This is a genomic window from Lactiplantibacillus garii (assembly GCF_003885105.1).
Lineage (GTDB): Bacteria > Bacillota > Bacilli > Lactobacillales > Lactobacillaceae > Lactiplantibacillus > Lactiplantibacillus garii.
The window spans coordinates 41,175-58,690 of sequence record NZ_QWZQ01000017.1; the positions used below are offsets into that span (position 1 = coordinate 41,175).

At 48.0% G+C, this 17,516-nt stretch carries 18 protein-coding genes and 1 pseudogene; 15 read left to right on the forward strand and 4 right to left on the reverse strand.

What is annotated here, in order from left to right; translation table 11 throughout:
• Positions 1 to 22 precede the first annotated feature (22 nt).
• Positions 23 to 721, reverse strand: coding sequence for a zinc metallopeptidase (locus tag D1831_RS06590; RefSeq protein WP_125072142.1), 699 nt, complete (start codon positions 719 to 721; stop codon positions 23 to 25).
• Positions 722 to 892: 171 nt separating this feature from the next.
• Between D1831_RS06590 and D1831_RS14545 the strand changes: the two genes are divergently transcribed.
• From D1831_RS14545 to D1831_RS06605, 4 genes are all read left to right on the forward strand, one after another.
• A complete protein-coding gene (locus D1831_RS14545) occupies positions 893 to 1,060 on the forward strand; it encodes a hypothetical protein (RefSeq protein WP_179950300.1) in 168 nt (55 codons plus the stop codon).
• A gap of 463 nt (positions 1,061 to 1,523) precedes the next feature.
• Positions 1,524 to 2,363 (forward strand): DegV family protein, encoded by an 840-nt coding sequence (locus D1831_RS06595; RefSeq protein WP_125072143.1) that lies wholly within the window; start codon positions 1,524 to 1,526, stop codon positions 2,361 to 2,363.
• 176 nt (positions 2,364 to 2,539) lie between these two features.
• Entirely contained in the window at positions 2,540 to 3,268 is a 729-nt protein-coding gene (locus D1831_RS06600; protein ID WP_125072144.1) for an LrgB family protein, read from the forward strand.
• A gap of 10 nt (positions 3,269 to 3,278) precedes the next feature.
• Positions 3,279 to 3,698, forward strand: coding sequence for a CidA/LrgA family protein (locus D1831_RS06605; protein ID WP_125072145.1), 420 nt, complete (start codon positions 3,279 to 3,281; stop codon positions 3,696 to 3,698).
• Positions 3,699 to 4,099: 401 nt separating this feature from the next.
• Here the strand turns inward: D1831_RS06605 and D1831_RS06610 are convergent, their stop codons facing one another.
• A complete protein-coding gene (locus tag D1831_RS06610; RefSeq protein ID WP_125072146.1) occupies positions 4,100 to 4,651 on the reverse strand; it encodes a GNAT family N-acetyltransferase in 552 nt (183 codons plus the stop codon).
• 190 nt (positions 4,652 to 4,841) lie between these two features.
• Between D1831_RS06610 and D1831_RS06615 the strand changes: the two genes are divergently transcribed.
• Together D1831_RS06615 and D1831_RS06620 are read left to right on the forward strand one after the other, a co-directional pair.
• Positions 4,842 to 5,687: a metallophosphoesterase family protein gene (locus D1831_RS06615; RefSeq protein ID WP_125072147.1), complete on the forward strand. Its 846-nt coding sequence runs from the start codon at positions 4,842 to 4,844 to the stop codon at positions 5,685 to 5,687.
• Positions 5,688 to 5,753: 66 nt separating this feature from the next.
• Positions 5,754 to 5,984, forward strand: coding sequence for a PLDc N-terminal domain-containing protein (locus D1831_RS06620; RefSeq protein ID WP_125072148.1), 231 nt, complete (start codon positions 5,754 to 5,756; stop codon positions 5,982 to 5,984).
• Positions 5,985 to 6,057: 73 nt separating this feature from the next.
• On the opposite strand, the gene D1831_RS06625 is transcribed toward D1831_RS06620, so the two are convergent.
• On the reverse strand, positions 6,058 to 6,543 hold the full coding sequence (locus D1831_RS06625) for a Fur family transcriptional regulator (RefSeq protein ID WP_125072149.1): 486 nt from the start codon (positions 6,541 to 6,543) through the stop codon (positions 6,058 to 6,060).
• 197 nt (positions 6,544 to 6,740) lie between these two features.
• Here D1831_RS06625 and D1831_RS06630 point away from each other — a divergent pair, with 197 nt between their 5' ends.
• Positions 6,741 to 7,322, forward strand: a complete 582-nt coding sequence (locus D1831_RS06630; protein WP_125072150.1) for a hypothetical protein — start codon at positions 6,741 to 6,743, stop codon at positions 7,320 to 7,322.
• A 116-nt stretch (positions 7,323 to 7,438) separates the two neighbouring features.
• Here the strand turns inward: D1831_RS06630 and D1831_RS06635 are convergent, their stop codons facing one another.
• The gene (locus D1831_RS06635; protein ID WP_225422806.1) at positions 7,439 to 8,698 is read right to left on the reverse strand and encodes a hypothetical protein; all 1,260 of its coding nucleotides are present in this window, start codon (positions 8,696 to 8,698) and stop codon (positions 7,439 to 7,441) included.
• A 354-nt stretch (positions 8,699 to 9,052) separates the two neighbouring features.
• Here D1831_RS06635 and D1831_RS06640 point away from each other — a divergent pair, with 354 nt between their 5' ends.
• The 8 genes and pseudogenes from D1831_RS06640 to D1831_RS06675 all read left to right on the forward strand — a co-directional run bounded on the left by D1831_RS06640 (position 9,053) and on the right by D1831_RS06675 (position 17,207).
• The gene (locus tag D1831_RS06640) at positions 9,053 to 9,310 is read left to right on the forward strand and encodes a hypothetical protein (RefSeq protein WP_125072152.1); all 258 of its coding nucleotides are present in this window, start codon (positions 9,053 to 9,055) and stop codon (positions 9,308 to 9,310) included.
• Positions 9,311 to 9,466: 156 nt separating this feature from the next.
• Positions 9,467 to 9,919, forward strand: a complete 453-nt coding sequence (gene tnpA / locus D1831_RS06645; RefSeq protein ID WP_125072158.1) for an IS200/IS605 family transposase — start codon at positions 9,467 to 9,469, stop codon at positions 9,917 to 9,919.
• Positions 9,900 to 11,039, forward strand: a pseudogene (locus D1831_RS06650) (RNA-guided endonuclease TnpB family protein). The gene tnpA and the pseudogene D1831_RS06650 overlap by 20 nt, the downstream one beginning before the upstream one ends.
• A 148-nt stretch (positions 11,040 to 11,187) precedes the next feature.
• On the forward strand, positions 11,188 to 11,838 hold the full coding sequence (locus D1831_RS06655; protein ID WP_125072153.1) for an endonuclease III domain-containing protein: 651 nt from the start codon (positions 11,188 to 11,190) through the stop codon (positions 11,836 to 11,838).
• 156 nt (positions 11,839 to 11,994) lie between these two features.
• Positions 11,995 to 13,641 carry an alpha,alpha-phosphotrehalase gene (gene treC, locus D1831_RS06660; protein ID WP_125072154.1) on the forward strand — a complete coding sequence of 549 codons (1,647 nt, stop codon included), beginning with the start codon at positions 11,995 to 11,997 and terminating at the stop codon, positions 13,639 to 13,641.
• Positions 13,642 to 13,663: 22 nt separating this feature from the next.
• Entirely contained in the window at positions 13,664 to 15,664 is a 2,001-nt protein-coding gene (locus D1831_RS06665) for a glucose PTS transporter subunit IIA (RefSeq protein WP_125072155.1), read from the forward strand.
• A gap of 142 nt (positions 15,665 to 15,806) precedes the next feature.
• Positions 15,807 to 16,667, forward strand: coding sequence for an SDR family oxidoreductase (locus tag D1831_RS06670; RefSeq protein ID WP_125072156.1), 861 nt, complete (start codon positions 15,807 to 15,809; stop codon positions 16,665 to 16,667).
• Between the two features lie 93 nt (positions 16,668 to 16,760).
• The gene (locus D1831_RS06675; RefSeq protein WP_125072157.1) at positions 16,761 to 17,207 is read left to right on the forward strand and encodes a MerR family transcriptional regulator; all 447 of its coding nucleotides are present in this window, start codon (positions 16,761 to 16,763) and stop codon (positions 17,205 to 17,207) included.
• The last annotated feature ends 309 nt before the right edge of the window (positions 17,208 to 17,516 follow it).

The window sequence follows — 17,516 nt, forward strand, 5'->3', positions numbered from 1 at the left end:
GATCCAAAATAGTTTCGTCATTTTAATTGTCGTCGCGATGACCACCGAAAAGAATAATCAACCGCAGTAGTTGTAAGAAAGTTGACAGTGCGGCGGCCACGTAAGTCAACGCGGCGGCGACCAATACTTTCCGTACCATGGGAACTTCGTCGCGGGTCAAAACTTGACCGTTGGACAGGATTTGTAAAGCTCGGCGTGACGCGTTAAATTCTACGGGGAGTGTCACGAGTTGAAATAGTAGTGCTAATGAAAAGAGAAAAATACCAACGTGGATCAGCGTTTGGTTGTAACTGAGTAAAACGCCGACGATGATAATCGGTAACGATAACGTTGAACCGAGGTTAGCCGCCGGAACCAGGGCCGTACGTAACCGCATGGGCCAGTAGTTGACGTGGTCTTGAACGGCGTGACCGCATTCGTGAGCAGCCACACCAATGGCTGCCACCGAAGTTGAATCAGCTGTAGATTCGGATAGGCTCAGGACCTTAGTTTGACCATTATAGTTATCGGTCAAATCACCACTGATTTTTTGGACGCCAACGTCGTTAATGCCGGACTGCGACAAAATGAACCGGGCCGCGTCACTACCGGAGTAGTTGGACTGGCTACGGTACGCGTCAAAGTGGCGGAATGTACGGTTAACGTACGCGGACGCTGCCATTGAAATGACCAAGCCAATGATCACGAGTAAATAAGTTGGATCAAAAAATGAATAGAACAAACTGATTCCTCCTCATGGTTGGGATGTTGTTAACGGATATTTTAGCAGATTTAATGAACGGATACCAAATCAAGATTGGTCAGAAGTGTTTTTTCTGTTGCCTTACAAACGGACTCGGTATAATTCGGGGTGTCTAGATGTTACCGAGTTCAAAGTTAGGGGTAAGGACAAATGGAGAAAGTATATCGCACGCTAACCTATGGGGAGATTCCTTTAAGACTTGACTCCGGTAAGGGGTGGGTGTTTCCAAAGGGTGTCGAGATTAAAGCCAAGGTCAATATGGACACTGGGGAAGTCACGTTTTTTATTGAGCCGCAGGATTTGGAAGCATTGAAATAAACTGATTGAGCACGGGTGTTAGGTGACCCCGCTGTCACCTAACACCCGTGTTATTTTTGAAACCCGGATACCAGCACGTCAAAAAACCTCCGTACGGGGAATACGGAGGAAAAGGGAAAGTAAATGTTAAATTAGGATACACACACATCAATCCATTGCTTGGGGGGTAATGAATGATTAAAGTTAGGGGGTCGTTAAGGAATGGGGAGTTCCTTAATGACTATGAACACAGTATAGCGGCTGGTCATGAAGAAATTGTGATGGCAAAACACTAAAAGGGTGATCTTCATTTGAAAAATTGGTAGTACCCGTTGAGCCTTGCACGCTTTTACAAAGTTTATAATCAAATTATGTTACGTACGCAACTAAAGGGCGCCCAAAACATTGATGTAGCGCGCTTGTCTGCTTGGAAAAAAGGCGTGATGCTATAATCGGTACAACTTAATCGAAAGCGTGATTTCTAATGAAGATTAAAATCGTCACTGATTCTGCGGTCCAGTTGACCGCGGCTGAAATTAAACAATATGATATTCAAGTTGTGCCGTTGCTAGTGGGGTTTGGCGGCGATTTGATCGCCGACACCGCGGTTGACCCGGCGGAATTTGACCGACAAATGAGCATTAGTCCCGTCTTGCCAACGACGAGTCAACCGCCCATTGGCGACTTTGTGAGCGTGTACGATGCGTTGACGGCGGACGGAAGCCAAGTCCTGTCACTCCATTTGACGGAAACACTTAGTGGGACGGTCAACGCGGCCCGCCAAGCAGCTAAGTTGAGCCAGGGGGACGTTACGGTCGTTGACACGCAGGCAGCCGATCGCGGGATGGCTTTTCAGGTCCTAACCGCCGCCCGAATGGCGCACGCCGGGGCTAACATGGCGACCATTCTAGCTAAAATTGCGGTCATTCGGCAGCATACTAAAACTTACCTGTTTGTCGATACGCTGGATAACCTCGTTAAGGGTGGCCGGGTTCCCAAGTTAGCAGGAGTTGTGACCAACTTGATCAAACTGAAGTTTGTGTTTGAATTGGTTGATGGCAAGCTAAAATTTTACACCCGGGGGCGCGGAAAAAAAGCGTTGATCAAGGCGCAGGAACGGATTTTAGCTGAGTTACAGGATGCGACCCGAATCGAAGCGGCGGGTATTTCGTACGTTGGCGATCCGAGTGTGGCCCGTGAACCGGAGGCCCTCTTAAAAAAGGTGACCCCCCAAGCAGATCTAATGTGCGCGCGGACTAGCGCCGTCATAGCAACTCACGCCGGCGTGGGCGCGTACGCCCTGATGTTTTATACTGTGGATTAAATTTAGTGTGTCGTTTTACTATTAAAATATTATTAGACATGCTATAATTAATAAATAATGAATTAGAGCCGTGTTGGCGCACTGTTCTGAGCCTAACCACCATGTAAATGATGACTAGACCCGGATAGGGCGCCTTTTTTGTTACTCCCAGTCACTAAAAGAAAGTAGGAAAACGTGTGAATTATCTTCTCAATAATCCATTTTTCGGGATTGGACTCTCAGTCCTGGTTTACGGGATTGGCGAGTATTTATATCACAAAACAAATCGCTTCGTATTGTTCCAACCGTTATTTTTTGGAATGCTGCTCGGGATTGGTTTACTGGTATTGATGGCGTCGATTCTTCGAGCTCCCGTTCAGAAAGTTTATGAAGCGTACCAAGTGGGTGGTGACTGGCTATTCTGGTTCGTCGCACCCGCAACGGTCTCGTTTGCGGTGCCGCTGTATAAACGCAACGACATTTTTAAAAAGCACTGGGACGTGATTTTGATTGCGCTCTTCTTAGGACTGTTATTGTCATTATTTGGGATTTACGGGGTTTCTCGGTTGTTAGGGCTAACCGACGCAGCCATGGGTGCCATGCTGGTGCAGGCCGCAACGACCGCCATCGCACTGCCAGTAGCGGAAGCGGTTGGTGGGGATGCCGCCATTGCGGCGTTCGCCGTTATTTTAAACTCTGTCTTGGTTTACGCGTTAGGTGATCACTTTATTCGGTGGTTTAAATTGCATAAGAACCCGTTGGGCGCTGGCCTAGGTTTTGGAATCGCCGGTAATGCCGTGGGCGCGACTAAGGCAATTGAAGTGGGCGAAGCGGCGGGTGCGACCGGTGCAATTGCGTTCGTGATTGCTGGAATTCTCGTTAACTTCATGGTTCCGGGGTTTGCAAGTTTGGTTGGTTTAGGTTAGGAGGAAATTAATGAAAAAAGGTACTTTTATTAAGCAAATTATGATTTACGGTGTGATCCTATTTGTCAGTAGTTTACTCTCATACTTGTCCGGTCAATTGTGGCCCGCATTTCCCATGCCAACGGCGTTAATTGGGATGGTCATGCTGTACCTGTTACTGACGTTTAAGGTTGTTAAGTTGGAGCAGGTTGCCGGGGTCAGCAACTTCTTTGTCCAGATTATTAGTTTAATTTTTATTCCATCTGGGATTGCGTTGGTGACCAAGCTGGACGTTTTAAAGGCGGAGGGGCTCCAAATCATTCTGGTCGTTATGCTTTCAACACTGATGTTACTCCTATTTACGGCTGGAATTGCCTGGATTTTGGTTCAGGTCAAGGAGTGGTTGATGACGCGGAGCAATCGTTCAGCAGCGGATCTTGAAGAGGATTAAATCCAGGTGGCACTCCATTTACCTCGTTGTAGATTGGGTACCAGTTGGATCTAATGAAGCGGACCCGGGGAAGCAAACGTTCCTGAGCCCGCTATTTGACTGGTTAGTCAAGCTTTAGCCACGACGGCGTTAGTTTTTGCCAAATAAAAAGCCACTACATCAGCGGATGCAGTGGTCAAGGAGTAGGAAACATCAAAGTGGGGGCTTTGATGAACCCCATTCATAAGACTTGGGGGAGTCCATGAATGAAAATGATTGTTAATCGACGTTATGGCAGCAACGCCACCAACAATCGCAAAACTAAAGAATATTAAGGATTGACAGTTAGTTGGTCACTTACTATCAATCTGCGACTATTATAATTGCAATCCCGTAAGCCTGCAACTAATTGAGCTGATTAATTATTTCAAGGAAATTCGTGGTTGAAAATCTTCCGCAAATAAACCCATGTGGTACAAATCGTAACGATGCCCGTCACGCTTGACGGCGCGCGCGTTCGTTCCCTCAAATTCGAAGCCGCTATTTTGGTAAACTGCGATGGCAGATTGGTTTGTTGCGATGACGTCCAAACAAACTTTGTACAGGTTTAATTCGTTAAATCCGTAGTTGAGCATAAGATTTAACGACTCAGTACCATAACCTTGACCGCGATCTTCGGCGTTGCCGATTGCAATGGCTAGCTGGCCAACTTGATTGTTCCACTCAATGTTAAACAGGGTGACGAATCCTAGCAAGCGTTCGTCCGCTAAACTATGAATGTGAAAATAAAATTCGGTATTTTGATCTAAGTTACGGTAGGTACGTTCCAAGTCTTCCCCGGATAAGGGACGGGCTGGCGCGGTATCCATTTTACGAACAAAGTCGGCGTCGGCGTACCAATCACTGATTTCGTCAAAGTCTTCTGGTTGGGGCACGTTTAACGCAACGCGCGGACCCACTAAAATATTTTTCAATTGCGATCCCCCGTTTATTTAAAACTTTTTCTGAAAAGAACCATGGTTCCATCATAAGCCACTTTTGCGTAAAGGGCTACTGTCAGTAAATTTACATTTATTTTATATGATGGGTTGGTAAAACTTTACGTTGACTGGCTATATTAAAGTTAACCATTTGGTGAATATTTTAGGTAGAGAAGTGATTAGAATGCAATGCTTACACGTGATTCAGATTTCTGATCCACATTTGACGCCCCACGGACAGGTCCCGGCGCACCATCAACGGGTTGATCCATGGGCCAAATTGGCGGCAATTATTGATGATTTACGGCAACTACCGTTTCAACCCGATTTAATCGTCTTTACGGGGGACCTGATTCATAATGGCAGTGCCGATGACTATCAGCGACTACACGCGGTCGTGCATACGATGAAGTCAGAATTTAACTGTCACGTGCGCGTTATTCTGGGTAACCACGATTGCCGGGCGGCGTTTTACACCGGTTACCTACCAGCCGATCCCGGACCGTACTACGCTAACCGAATGCGCATTGGCAATAATGATTTTTACTTTTTGGATTCTAAAGTGACCGGCTACGAAGCGGGGTGGTTAGCGCCGAGTCAATTACAGTGGTTGGGGAAACACCTCCGACAGGCGCCAACCAAACGGGCCTTTCTTTTTTTACACCACCCCTTAGACGGCCCGACCATGGGGAATATGCACTACGCGATTTTACAAAATACACCGGCGTTGCTATCGGTATTACGGGGACATAACGTTGGCGGCGTTTTTAGTGGGCACGTCCACTTTCCCACGACCTACGTTAACGGTGATCACGTTTTAAACGTGGTCGCGGGTTCGGCCGCCTATGATATTAATTGTACCAATCCGCGTCGGCACCTAGTTCGGGAAAGTAGCAGTTACCAAATCATTACGATTGATCATGGCCAGGTCGGGGTCACGACCCGGCAATTGTTACAGGACAGTGCCGTTATTGACGAATTTGCAATTACGAGTACCCGTTTTTTGGGCAAACGTCCCAGCGGGTATTGAACTTGATAGCGTTTGCAACGATGTCGGCGTATAATTGAGTTAATTAAATTCGAGGGGGCCTGCACCATGTTCAAACACTGTTGTCAGCACCGACATTCCCGTAAACCATTATCTCGTCACGTATGGCAGCGTATTTTACCACTCGCCGCGCTAGAAGTGACGGCCAGTACCATCGTTATAACGGATGTTTTACGAGTTAAATCCGTCCGTCACGGGCATAAAATTGGCTGGTTACTATTAGCCTTTGTGCAACCAATTGGACCGTGGCTCTATTTCGCGTTTGGTCAGGAACGATAGGCATTAATTAAAAACGGGGGTCGTTGGGGAACCGAGTACTTAGTACGACGTTTCCCCAGCAATCCGCGTTTTTTTAGGATTCACTGTGTGTTAAATTTAACCGTTTTAAATCCGCGGTTTTAGTGACTTGTAGTAGCTTTTGGCAGTCGGGGCACAGTCCGTAGACTTCCATGTTATGACCAGTGACGAGGTAGCCGGATAACGCGGCTGCCTTAGTTTCGACACCCGATAAGTCGGGTTCAAAAACGTCGGTGATTTTTCCGCAGTTCTCACAAACAACGTGGTAGTGCGGTCGACCAAAGAAGTCGTAGTGGGTGCCAGCGTCGCCGTTTTGGAGCTCGATGACGATGCCTAGGTCGACAAATAGTTTTAAGGTGTTGTAAACCGTCGCCAAGCTTAAGTTTGGCAGTTGGGTATCTAAGGCCTGGTAAATGGTTTCTACTGAAGGGTGATTATGGTGTGTAACGAGGTAGGTCAGGATAATCTGCCGCTGGGGGGTTACCCGGATCTTGTGGTCTTTTAATTGCTGCAAGGCTTGCGTTAACATATCTTCTGCCATGACGCGGTTCCTCCTTTGTAAGATTCAACCTTATTAAACCACACTTATTAGAAGGATTCCAATTTAGAAACGTTACTAAATGAAACTTTTGACAAAATTAAGCAATGAAATAGTCCGGAGTGGTTTACGTGCCTGAATTTGCTCGCTACACTAACGATAGTTAAGTTTTTCAGTCACGTGTGATGGGAGGGCGAACAATGAAACAACAAATTGTACCAGCTTTACCAACGGAACGGGTTCAATACGAGCAGTGGTACCAATTAGGTTTAGCAGCCATGACGGCTACGACGATTCGTCTGAGGCGCTTGGCGCATCAGCGCGAGGATGGGTTAGTCGGTTGGTTACCGCAGTTTACGGTTCGTTGTTCGGCGCCCAATGCGGATCAACGCTTGACGGACGTTCAACGCGCAGTTGCCCAGTTGGCGGTTGCTCCGACCAGCGTGCTAGTTACGACCGAGTGGGTTGAAGCGACGTTTACGTTTGTCGGAACTCCGGGAAAGGCCGCGGTTTGGAACGCGACCGATGGGGCCTTGTGGCGCTTATACGACGGACTCCTGACCAGTTTAGTTGGAACGGAATTTCAACCGTTGACTCAAATTCGGGTCGGACTGACCCGGGGCAACGGGCTTACTCCCCAAGTAGTACGGCCCAGCTTTGCGGCGTACGCCGCGCCGACGACTAATTTGACCGTTATGGCCACCCCACCGGAGTTAAGCCAGTATGCGCCCACTGCGAAACCGGAGCAGGGAGGTAAACTAGTCCCGTTTAAACCCTTTTAAATCAAAATAGTGGTACCACCATAAATTTCAAAAACGCGTCCATTACTCGGTTGATTGAGTAATGGACGCGTTTGGTTCTAATAATAATTGTACGTTAGGTTTGCCACGGTAGCGAGCTATTCAGCTTTGGTATTAACGACGTGTTCAACACTGGTGGTCGTGGTCAGTTTAGTTTGTGCCCAGACTAATAGTTGGGCCTGAATGTTTTCTAAAATTTTCATGGATAATTGGTAGTCGCGCTCGGAACCGTTACTGTTGAAACTCAGTGTGCAGGTACCGGCAAAGGTGCTGGCGGCAATTTCCATTGTCGGGGTGATTCGAAAAGCCCCGGAAAACACACAGTTAACGACCGTTAACCCGTGAAATTTAAGCCGCTGTTGGTCAACGACGCCAAAATTGGTGTAGGTCAGTGGGCGCTGAGCCAGCCATCGGCGTGTAACTTTGCGCATTAAACTAATTGGCATCGTGTGGTTCATTTTTTGCAAGTTAGTTAACCGGTAAAGGAAGGCGGCACGTTCACGTTCGGTGGTCAATAAGTCGTGGACCTGGTTGACCAATGTACTGAACGGTGCGTCAACGTCTACTTTAATCGTCAAGAAGACGTTACCGGTTAAGTTAGCGATGCGGGTGGTTTTTTCAGCTTCTGGAGTGAACCGGCGGAAGTTGATGGGACACGGCAAGGTAATCGTCGTGTGGCCCGTTAAGACTTGGAGGGCCTTAGCGTACGCGGCCAGAATTGCTTCACTGATGCCCACGTCCTGAGCCTTAGCGACCCGCCGCACCCGCATAAACTGCTTACTGCTGAGCATGACGTGACCGCCGTGACTTAGCGTGATCCCCGGATAGTGGGGAAGCTTAACGGCGTCGGTCGTCAGGTTAGGGTGTGGCCGGGGCCGGGAAAATTGGCGTTGAAGTTGCGTCATCACGGGACGCAGCCGGCGCTCGTTTTGATAGCCGGTCAGGTCATCAAAATTATAGGCTTGCGCAAGTAAGTAAAGGTACTCTTTGAAACCGGTACTGTCGGTCAGGAGGCGACTCATGAAGGCCTGCAAAACGTCGTACTGGTCGTGATGGATCACGAAGAGCTGTAGTTGGGGGCCCTTTATAAAGTCAAAAGCGCCGTTTTCGGGACTATAGGGACTTTGAACTTCGTGAACCAGGTCGTTAACGGGCTGGTCAGTGACCACGAACCGGTTATGGTCGGCCTGATAACCAGCAAAAATTTCGGGGACGATCTGCGCGGAGGCGAGGACGGCGGCCTTTAGCCGTTCAACGTCGATCTTGCTAGAAAAGACGATTCGTGAACGCATCAACGGCGCCGCGTCATCCGTGAGTAACATATTTAAAAAGTCGAGTACTTCACCACGATAATACACTGTTAACCCCCCGATCAATTAATCTAACAGTTAGTATAACAGACTCCAATCCGTGGGGTTGGGTGGGAGGCTGGTTTTTGAAAAAAGTTAATAAACACCGGCTTAAATCAAGTTTGGGCGGGAGTCGCCATACTGGTAAAGCAACCTAGTTTGTTAGATTGCTGAAAGGCAAAGTAAGTAGAGGGGGTGAAAATAATTGGCCGGATAGTGAAACCGGTTCCGAATTTTGCAAAAAAACTGGTATACTGAAATTAAGCCTAACTTAGTATTCGGTGTGTTCCGGTGCTAAGTTGTCCGGTAATTAGCCGCAATCGACTAATTCGGGATTAAAAATAATAGTAAGGGGTTTTTCGTATGAACAAGGAACGTAAGTTGATTTACGTCATTTTAAATGACGAAGATGTCGAATATGATCTAGAAGAATTACCAGATCAATACGTGGTTTACATTCGGCAACAAAAGGGCGATCCGCGCGACAAAGCGTTAGTGAATACTGAAATTCAGAAATTATTTAAAGATGCCGAGTTAAACTTTGAGGAAAAGGTTAAACCAGCCAACCACAAGGCCGACATTGTGTTGGTCGTAAAACGGACCTCCGTTGCGGACGACTAATTAAAGAACTGACCCCGGCGTTACGGGTTTTCGTAACGGGAGGTCAGTTTTTTTGAACCGGGCGAGGAAACACGTTCTTTAAAGAGTGTGTTTCCTCGCCTATTATTTTTGTGCAAAGTGCATATGGGTGTGAAAAATCGTGCTATAATTACTTACATGAAAGACAAAAGTAGATTAACATATGGTAGAACTTCCGTGTTTAATCTCAATTATCATATTATCTGGGGTACTAAATATCGCAATCGTGTCTTGAAAGGCAACGTTGAGATTGTATTGAAGCGTATCTTGCTAGAAATAGCTTCAAAATATGGTTTTAGTATTGATTATATGGAAATTGGAAAGGACGACCATCTTCACCTATTAGTTAGCGCACCCCCTAAGCTATCCGTTACCAATATTGTTCGCTGGCTTAAAGGAATTAGCGCATATCGATTGTTTAGAGAATGCCCAGAATTACAAACAAGTTATTGGAAATCAACCAACCGCCACTTATGGTCACCAAGTTATTATGTTGAAAGTATTGGCACAACTAATCAGCAAACAGTCGCAAAATACATTGATGATCAACGTTTAAAGGCGGTGGAATTGAATGACCCTGCAAGCAATTAAAATTAGAATATATCCAAATTTAGAACAGCAAACGAAAATAATTGATAACTTCGGTTGCTGTCGTTTTGTTTGGAACCAGTTATTAAACATGCAGATTGAGCGTTATCATAATGGTGGGTCGTATGTCAGTAGGTTCGGGATGAATTATTTGATAAAACGTTTAAAACAAGAGTACCCATTTCTCAAACAAGCCGATGCCACTAGCCTAGTGAATGTTAGTCGTGATTTAAATCAGGCGTTTCAGAAGTTGTTTAAGGAACACGTGGGCCACCCTAAATTTAAATCGCGTAAATTCCCCAAACAAAGCTATCAGGCTAATTGCGTTAACCATAATATCAAACAAATAGATAGCCATCACGTTAAACTGCCAAAGCTAGGCATGGTTTCTTTCAAAGCAGGTCGTCAAATTACCGGTATAATCAAAAGCGTCACGATCCGTCTGTCAGCAACTGGTAAATACTACGCCATTTTCCTAGTTGATAGTGAAATTTCACAACTTCCAAAGACCGGTCAGTTCGTCGGGATTGATATGGGCGTTGCTGATTTAATGATTACTAGTGATGGTATCAAGTTTCCGACGATCCGTTTTGATAAAAAGTTAGCCCAAAAGAAACACTACTGGGAAAAACGGTTGGCTCGTAGACGGTTACAAGCTAAAAAAGAAATTGCGTGGGATCACCACAATAAAGTAATCGCACCCCGTGAGCTATCTGATTTCAGCAACTACTTAAAGGCTAAACACATGGTTGCCAAATATAATGAAAAGATTGCCAATCAACGTCATAACTACCTGAATCAACTCACAAAGCAATTAGTTGAACAGTATGATGTGATTAAAATTGAAGATTTGAAAACCAAAAATCTGCTTAACAATCACAAATTGGCACGGGCAATCGCTAACCAAGCGTGGCGGGAACTGCATTCACAACTAGCCTATAAATGTGACTGGTACGGGAAGTAGTTAGTCACCGTTAACCCTAGCAAGACCAGTCAAATTTGCGCCAACTGTGGCTATGATGATGGTAAGCACGGGCTAACGATTCGTCAGTGGACGTGTCCTAATTGCGGTATTAGTCACGATCGAGATATTAATGCCGCTAAGAATATTCTAGGTGCTTAAAAAGACTGTCTAGGCTGGGAACCAGCCGTGGTCAATAGCTGTAACCGCTACGTGTAAGTCAGCAGTGTTCCCAGAAGCCCGGTCATTTATGGCCGAGTAGTTCACGTGGCATAATAAACGGTAATTTGACTTTTAGGGGGTGAAGGTAATGACGATTGAAGAGCTATATCAAAGGATGTTTAAAACGATGGGCCCGCAACACTGGCTCCAGCCGGGCGTCCCGCCCGCAGAGACTCCTTGGGAGATTTTATGGGGCGGTATCCTGGTGCAAAATACGAACTGGCGCAACGTGGACTACGCCCTGGTAAATTTGAAAACGGCCACCGGATTTGAGCCGGAACGCCTGCTGGCCCTTTCAACTGAACAGTTAACCGCGCTAGTGAAGCCGGCTGGGTTTTACACCCGTAAAGTACCAACGCTACAAGGCCTTGCGAAGTGGTGTGGGCAGTATCAGTTTGATTTAGTCACACTGCGGTCCCTGCCAGCGGTGCAACTACGGCGGGAGTTAAAAGCGTTACGTGGTGTTGGCGACGAGACCGCCGACTACTTTAGTATGTACGTTTTTAACCAACCGACGATTATCGTTGATACCTATTTGCGACGGTTGTTTGGTTGGTTAGGGCAACCATTGCCCAGCAGGTACTTACAGGCCCAAGCAAAGATTCAAGCTAACTGGGCCCATGATTTTACGACTGCGCGGGAGTTTCACGCGTTGATCGTTGAATTTGGTAAGCGGGTTAAAACGACCGCGGACTTCGAAACGTCCTTTTTGGGTGGGCAACGATTGACCCTCGATTAAGAAGGTAGTTGAACTAATAAAGTCGTTTGTTCAGTGCTTATATAAACGAACATATTGGGTGAACTTGTTTGACCGTCAATTTATTGACGGCTATTATTATAAACATAAATGAAAGCGCTTTTATTATTTTACAACCTAAATTGGGGGAGGGTTTAAATGCAACTTTCAAAACAGGTGATTTATCAAATCTATCCGAAATCGTTTTATGACAGTAACGGTGACGGGGTGGGTGACTTACGGGGGATTATCGCAAAACTACCATATTTGACCCAACTGAACATTGACATGATCTGGTTCAACCCGTTCTACGTTTCGCCTCAAAATGATAACGGGTATGATATTCAAGATTATTATCAAATTGACCCACTCTTCGGAACGATGGCAGATTTCGAAGAGCTGGTTCAAAAGTTAAAGGATGCCGGTATCGGCGTGATGCTGGACATGGTGTTTAACCACACGTCAACGGCTCACGAATGGTTTCAAAAAGCGCTGGCTGGTGATCCGGAGTACCAAAAATACTACTACCTCCGGCCCGCTAAGGCGGATGGTTCGTTACCAACGAACTGGGAGTCTAAATTTGGTGGTTCCGCGTGGGCCCCGTTTGGTGACACGGACCAGTACTATTTACACCTTTACGATCCGACCCAGGCCGACCTAGACTGGCACAATCCGGCGGTCCGGCAAGCCTGTGCGGACGTCATTAACTTCTGGCAGGCAAAGGGGGTTCAAGGATTCCGCTTTGACGTCATTAACGTGATTGGTAAGGACCAAAAATTAGTCGACGCGCCGCCCGGAACTCAGAGCAAGTTGCTCTATACGGACCGGCCAATCGTTCACGACTATTTAAAAGAGTTAAGTTCAGCGAGTTTTGGCAAGCACAAGCACGACGTTACGGTGGGGGAATTGTCCTCAGCGACGCTGGCGAACAGTGTGGCTTACTCCCGCCCGGACGACCACGAATTGTCAATGGTCTTTAATTTCCACCACTTAAAAACGGACTACGATCACGGGCAAAAGTGGACCGACCGCCCGTTTGACTTTCAAGCCCTGAAAACCATTATTAATGATTGGGCAATTGGGATGGATGCTGGCGGTGGTTGGCAGGCCCTGTTCTGGAATAACCACGACCAGCCACGGGCAGTTGATCGTTTTGGCGACGTGACCCATTACCGGGAAAAATCGGCCGAGATGTTAGCCACGACCATTCACCTCCTCCGGGGGACCCCGTTTATTTACATGGGGGAAGAAATCGGGATGACCAATCCAAAGTACCATCAGATTGAGGATTACGTGGACGTGGAGTCACTCAATGCTTATCACAAATTGCTTAAGGACGGTCACCCGGAGCGGGCGGCGTTCCACTTGGTACACGTGAAGTCGCGGGATAACGCCCGGACCCCGATGCAGTGGACGGCAGAACCACTAACGGCCGGTTTTACGACCGGGACGCCGTGGTTGAAGCCGACCAACCAGGACGCGGTCAACGTCGCCAACGAACTGGCTCACGGTGAGATCTTCAACTATTACCAACGCTTGATTACGCTCCGAAAACGCTATGACGTGGTTTCGGATGGGGATTACGAACCGTTACTTGTCGATCATCCGCAGGTGTTAGCTTATATCCGCAAGTACCAACAACAGAAATTAGTCGTTTTAAATAATTTTTACGGTCGCAAGACAACGGTCACGTTACCGGACGAATTCGTTAACGCCCGGGTGTTGATTTCTAATTATCAGCACGTGGTTGCCGGAAAGTCCGTCATTTTACGACCATACCAGTCAGTTGCTTTGTTACGCGATTAGAACAGAAGGGGGAGAATCGCAGATGAAACAAGTGCAATTATTAACGCCGGTCGCGGGGAAATTGATCCCGTTGAACGCTATTCAGGACCCGGTATTTTCACAAGGCATGATGGGCCAGGGGTTTGGAATTGAACCGACCGTGGGAAACGTGGTTGCTCCGGTTAGTGGTGAAATCACGATGGTGGCCGATACGCTGCACGCCATCGGCTTTAAAGCTAATAACGAATTGGAAGTATTAGTCCACTTAGGAATCGACACCGTTGAAATGGGCGACCGGCCCCCGTTTAAGATTCAAGTGAAGGCCGGGGACCACGTGGAAGCGGGCGACCCGATTGGAACGATGGACATTGAAGCCGTTGCGGCGGCCGGTAAACGGACGACCGTTATTTTAGCGGTCACGAATTCGGCGGACATGGTCGCTAATTTGGATGCCCAGTTAGGTGACGTTAAAGCGGGTGTGGTCGGAGCCGTGGTAGATTTAAACCGGGAAGTCCAACCGGTCGTTAACACGCCTAAACCGCAGGGCAAGGGGAGTAAGTACGACGCCTTAGCTACCCAGATCATTACGCAGGTTGGTGGCGCGGCGAACGTGAAGAGCGTGATTCACTGTATTACCCGGGTCCGCTTCTATCTAAAGGACGAAAGCCAGGCCAACGACGAGGTGATCCGGGACTTAGACGGGGTCATCGACGTGGCTAAAGCCGGTGGTCAGTACCAGGTGGTGATTGGACCGGCCGTGAATGACGTGTACGATGCCATTATTAATCAATTAGGACCGGGCTTCGGTGACGACGAAGCGTCGACCGCCGCGATGGAAAAGGAAGCTAACCGGGCGGCTTGGCAAAAGATGACGCCGTGGCAAAAGGTGAAACACGGTTTTAGTAGTTTAATTGGGGTCATTACTGGTTCAATGATTCCGGTGATTGGACTCCTGGCAGCTTCCGGGATCTTAAAGGGAGTCCTGGCGTTACTAACCACCTTTAACATCGTTTCGGATAAGGCGCCGACCTACGTAATTATTAACGCGATGGGTGATTCGGTCTTTTACTTCCTGCCAATTTTCGTCGGCTTTACGGCGGCTAAAAAATTGGGCGCCGACCCCGTGATCATGGGAATTGTCGGTGGGGTATTGACGTACCCGACCATCGTGGGCTTAGCGTCCGGTGGTAAGGTGACCGGTCACTTGCTGGGAATGGCGATTAACGCGGATTTCTTCGGCATTCCGGTGCACGTGGCGTCTTACACGTACTCAATCTTTCCGATGATTGCCGGTGCCTGGTTGGCAAGTAAGCTGGAACCGTGGTTAAAACGGGTGATTCCAACGGTGTTAAGGATGATTTTTGTTCCACTGATTGAAGTTGTGTTGATTTCTGGTGTGATCGTCATCTTCATCGGCCCGTTAATTACCGCTTTTTCCGGGGCGCTGGCTGCCGGAATCATGGGAATTTACCAACTCAGTCCGGCGATTTCCGGTTTGATTATTGGTGGTTTTTACCAAGTCTTAGTTATCTTCGGGTTGCACTGGGCAATTATCCCAATCGTGGTCAACGACATTACCACGACTGGTCACAGTTCAATCAACGCGATTGTTTCCGCCACGATGGTGGCCCAAGGTGGTGCGGTCCTCGCCATTGCTTTGAAGACTAAGGTTGCGAGCGTCAAGGAATTAGCTTGGCCGGCCACGATCTCCGCGTTTTGTGGGGTGACCGAACCCGCCATGTACGGGATCAACTTGAAGTACGGGCGGACCTTCGTAACTGCCAGCATCGGTGGTGCCGTTGGTGGGTTCTTAACTGGTTTGCTAAACGTGAACATGTGGGGCTTTGCCGGGTCACTGATTGGGGTAACTTCTTTCATTAACCCGAAGGGGCTGGACTTTAGCTTATTCGGCTTCTTGATTGCCTCGGCTGCCACGATTATCGTTTCCTTTACGTTGACGTACCTGTTTGGCTTCTCGGACGCGGACGTTAAGAACGTTAAAAAGGCGCCAGCGAAGAAACATTTGGGTGAACAGGTTGCGTAACACTCAACTGAACAGTTAAACCATTGGTCGGGCAAACGGTGCCCGACCTTTTTAATGGCCCGTATCAGACTAACTGATTGACAAAACGGCGTAAATCGGTTTAAATGTAACTTATAAAGTTACATGAAGGGCGGAAGTTAACATGAAATATACGATTACGGGTGCTACTGGGCATTTAGGCCGACAAATTGTGAACGCCATGGCCAAGCTGGTACCGGCGAACGAACTAAACTTGGGCGTGCACACGCTCAGTAAAGCGGCGGCGTTGAAAGATCAGGGGATGGCAATCAGTGCCATTGACTATAACGATGCCGCCAGTTTAACGGCGGTGTTACGGGATAGTGACGTGTTTATTTACGTCCCTAGCAAGAGCCACGATAGTTTTAGCCGGGTCACGGAGTTTGAAAACGTGCTTCAAGCGGCGACGACCGCCCACGTCAGGCACTTGCTAGTCATGGGATTCATTGCGGATCAGGTCGATAATCCGTTCGCACTGTCCGCGTTTTACGGTTACGTACCGCGTCGGTTGGCCGCTAGTGGGCTGCATTACACGATCATACGTAACGCGTTATACGCCGATCCACTCGTACCGTACTTGCCCGAATTAATTGAACGTCAAAACGTGATTTACCCAATGGCTGACCAGGCGCTAAGCTTCATTAGTCAGGCGGATAGCGCCGCCGCGTTTGCCAAGGTGGCGACCACCCCGGCCCTGTTAGCAGACGGGCGGATTTACACGTTGACCCAGCAACGTAATTACACGATGCTGGAACTAGCGGCCGTGTTAAGTCGGGTGAGTGGGCAGCCGATTGGGTATCAGCCAGTTAGTTTGCAAACCTTTAGCGACCTTTATAACCAGGGGAACGAAGGCCCAATGTTAGCTTCGATGTACGCCGGTGGGGCGCGGGGGTTACTGGACACGGTTAGTGATGACTACGCGACCATCATGGGGCATCCGGCCCAGTCGTTACCGGACTATTTACAAACGAACTACCACGGATAAACCTCTTACCGAAAATTCAAGCCAGTTTTGCGGTAGCACCAAAATTCCATGCTATAATTTAACGTAGTAAAAGTATGGAAGGGAGGCGCCAGCATGGCAAACGGGTCACGGTCGGACTTTCGGGAAATGTTTCATAAGGGGCAACTGACCATTGGTATTAGTGAACTGAGTAAAATGACTGGTGTCTCGCCACGCCAGCTACGTTACTGGCAAAAAAAGGGGTACATTATTCCAAAAAATCAGGATGAACCGGGGCGCGCGCGGATCTACACCATGCGAATGGTAATCAAAGCGGCTGCTATGAGCAATTTGTTGCAGACCGGTTATACGTTGAAGGCGGCGGCCGCGCAAGTGGATGAGCGGATGCGGCCGGCTCAAACGATGTACCACGTTTTATTTGATCGGTACCAGGGCTTTGAAGTGGCGGACAACGGTGAAATTTTGGTGGACCTGGGGACGTTTGACCCGGATCCGACGCAGGAGTTATACGCAAAACTGGTCGGCGACCAGGCGGAGTTTGAGTTGAAAAAGAAAAATTAAGACTGAGCGTTAGAGTGTGCCAAAAGTCGGTTAGCTGGTGAGCATTAACGGCGGATGGCGAATAATCCTGGGCTTGGATTGTTTGACATCCGGGGTTAAGCGGAGCCGTTGACTTTTGGCACCCGTTTCGACAATAATTGTGCGGAGATACTAATGAGGCTGTGACTTTTGTCACAGCCTCATTTCCTACGATTAGTCAAGCCCAGATTGTGGAAGCCTTCCGCCTTACCGGTTGGTTCTAAAGCAGCTGGAACGTGGTGGACACGACTTTAAGCCAAGAACCCCACTTGTCTTAAAGCTCGGTCTTTG